The organism is Streptococcus cristatus (assembly GCF_001588905.1).
GTDB classification, from domain to species: Bacteria; Bacillota; Bacilli; order Lactobacillales; family Streptococcaceae; genus Streptococcus; species Streptococcus cristatus_N.
The window spans coordinates 1-2,511 of the sequence record NZ_LAWH01000048.1 but is presented as its reverse complement, the minus strand read 5'-3'; the positions used below and the strand labels follow the sequence as shown (position 1 = coordinate 2,511).

Below are 2,511 nucleotides of genomic sequence, written 5' to 3'. Positions count from 1 at the left end.
GGTAATTCGTTAGAATTCGATTTCGTCGTCCCACCTCCGCACAGTTGAGTAGGGCTGTAAAAGCTGATGAAATCAGCGCAGTAGGGCCCACTCAACCACTGCGTCTTGCTCGACAATCCAAAGACAATTGAGAGGCTAGGACTTTTGTCCCAGCCCCTTTTAGTAATTAGAAGCCTTATTTCCGATAGATATTGTTTAACTTTGTTTCTCCGACCACTACTAAGCTTTGCCACTATTTCCTGTGACTGGAGCCAAGGTTGGCAGCGCCACTCCTTCTTTTAGCAGGGCTTCATGATAGAGCCTGTAAAAAATATGGTACAGGCTCGCCTGCATACCGCTTGCAACGATTAAACTAATCCGAAAGTAAAACTGCCCGCTCGCAGTCATTTGCGGTCCCAGAATATCAGGTTCCTTCAAAACTTCTGGATGTTCAGGCACAGCTTCCTGATTGACAGCAGCGATAATCCGATAAATCTCATCCAAATCCGTCTCGGCATAGATAGGAATATCAATCAAAACCCGCATATCGCCACGAGAAAGATTGCTGACAACGGTGATATTTCGATTGGGCACAAAGTGAAGAGTTCCGTCCGCATCGCGTACCTGCGTAGTCCGAATCCCAACACTGACAACCGTTCCTGCGATCTTGATAGCACCATTGGTCAAGCGAACATTATCCCCTACATCCAACTGACGCTCTAAGAGAATAAAGAAACCGTTGACTAGGTCGGACAGAAAGCCCTGCGCTCCCATCCCAATTGCCACACCAGCAATCCCTGCACCAGCTAAAAGACTTGAGACCGGCATACCCAAAATGGATAAAATCCAATAGAACAAGAGAAAATAAAGTACATAATTGAGCAAATTCTCAATTAGGCGCATAATGGTCTTTTGCCGAGCCGCATCCTGCCGAGATAATTTCAAAGATGGCGCAATCAGTCTAGTCACAAACAGATGGAGAATTTTCTTAGCCACCCAAAATAGTAAACATAAAAAGACCAAGGAGACGAATTTCGAAAACACATCATCCAGAATAGCTGACCAGTCAAATTGCTGGAAATAGCGCGTAAAGACATTCCCATTAGCTGTCATTCTTTCCTCCTATGAGATACAAAAATCTTATTCATTATACCACAAAGGGCGACAGATAGGCATCAAAGCACCCTTATTCCGCATAGCGAATACTAAAAAACATTGATTTTATACGACCTCTAGCGTATAATGGAAAGCAGTTTATTTTAGAAAGGGAGCTACTATGTTTCATCGAATTCTTTCTGCTTGGAATCGCGCCAATCTTATCAAACGGATTTCTATTGGGATTGTCACAGGCACCCTGCTGGCCCTCATCTTTCCACAAGCCAGCGCCATTAGCCTCCTTGGTCAAATCTTTGTCGGCGGTCTGAAAGCTATCGCACCACTGCTCGTTTTTACCCTCGTTGCCAATGCCCTCTCTCAGCACCAAAAGGGGCAGAAAAGCAATATGAAAACCGTCATTATCCTCTATCTAATCGGGACTTTTGCGGCTGCCCTTGTCGCTGTCCTCGCCAACTATGTCTTTCCTGTAACCATCGAGCTAACCGCAGCCAGCTCGGAAGTCAGTCCCCCAGAAGGCATCGGCCAAGTTCTGAGCAATCTCCTCCTCAACCTTGTCGATAATCCAATCAACGCCCTGACCAAGGCCAATTATATCGGTATTCTGTCTTGGGCAGTTATCTTTGGAGTGGCTATGCGAGAAGCAAGTCAGCAAAGTAAAGAACTTTTGAAAACACTGGCAGATATTACTTCGAAGATTGTCGAATGGATTATCAATCTAGCCCCCTTTGGTATTTTAGGGCTGGTGTACACGACCATTTCTGGCAAAGGATTTGAAGCATTCAAAAGCTACGGCATGCTGCTTCTCCTATTACTGGGTTCTATGGCTCTTGTTGCGCTAGTCGTCAATCCCTTGATTGTCTTCATTATGCTTCGAAAAAATCCTTATCCACTGGTTTGGCGTTGCTTAAAAGTCAGTGGCGTCACCGCCTTTTTCACTCGCAGTTCGGCTGCCAATATCCCTGTTAATATGAAACTGTGTCGAGATTTGGGCCTTAATCCTGAAACCTACTCGGTCTCTATCCCACTTGGTTCCACTATCAACATGGCAGGAGCAGCGGTGACAATCAACACGCTTACCCTTGCAGTAGCCAACACACTGGGCATTCAGGTGGACTTTGGAACAGCCTTGGTGCTCAGCATCGTTGCGGCCATTTCCGCCTGCGGGGCTTCTGGAGTAGCTGGAGGCTCGCTTCTCTTAATCCCTGTAGCTTGTAGCCTCTTTGGCATCCCAAATGATCTGGCTATGCAAGTCGTCAGCGTTGGCTTTGTCATCGGCGTCATCCAAGACTCTTGCGAAACTGCCCTCAACTCATCCACAGACGTGCTTTTTACAGCTGTTGCTGAAATGAGCACCTGGCCCAAAGAAAAACGTTATTAAACAAAGCGCTGAGGCTGGGACAAAAGTCCTAGCCTCTC

The 2,511-nt window shown here is 46.4% G+C and carries 2 protein-coding genes; one reads left to right on the top strand and one right to left on the bottom strand.

The genetic code is table 11. The features are described 5' to 3' along the window. Positions 1-219 precede the first annotated feature (219 nt). Positions 220-1,092, bottom strand: a complete 873-nt coding sequence (locus tag A0765_RS09005) for a mechanosensitive ion channel family protein (protein ID WP_062006192.1) — start codon at positions 1,090-1,092, stop codon at positions 220-222. 163 nt (positions 1,093-1,255) lie between these two features. On the opposite strand from A0765_RS09005, the gene sstT reads away from it, so the two are divergent. Then, positions 1,256-2,473 (top strand): serine/threonine transporter SstT, encoded by a 1,218-nt coding sequence (sstT, locus tag A0765_RS09000; protein WP_062006190.1) that lies wholly within the window; start codon positions 1,256-1,258, stop codon positions 2,471-2,473. The last annotated feature ends 38 nt before the right edge of the window (positions 2,474-2,511 follow it).

What these genes read in the sequence shown, in the direction of transcription:
- A0765_RS09005 (WP_062006192.1), bottom strand. Translation starts at nt 1,092, where the DNA reads ATGACAGCTAATGGGAATGTCTTTACGCGCTATTTCCAGCAATTTGAC.
- sstT (WP_062006190.1), top strand. Translation starts at nt 1,256, where the DNA reads ATGTTTCATCGAATTCTTTCTGCTTGGAATCGCGCCAATCTTATCAAA.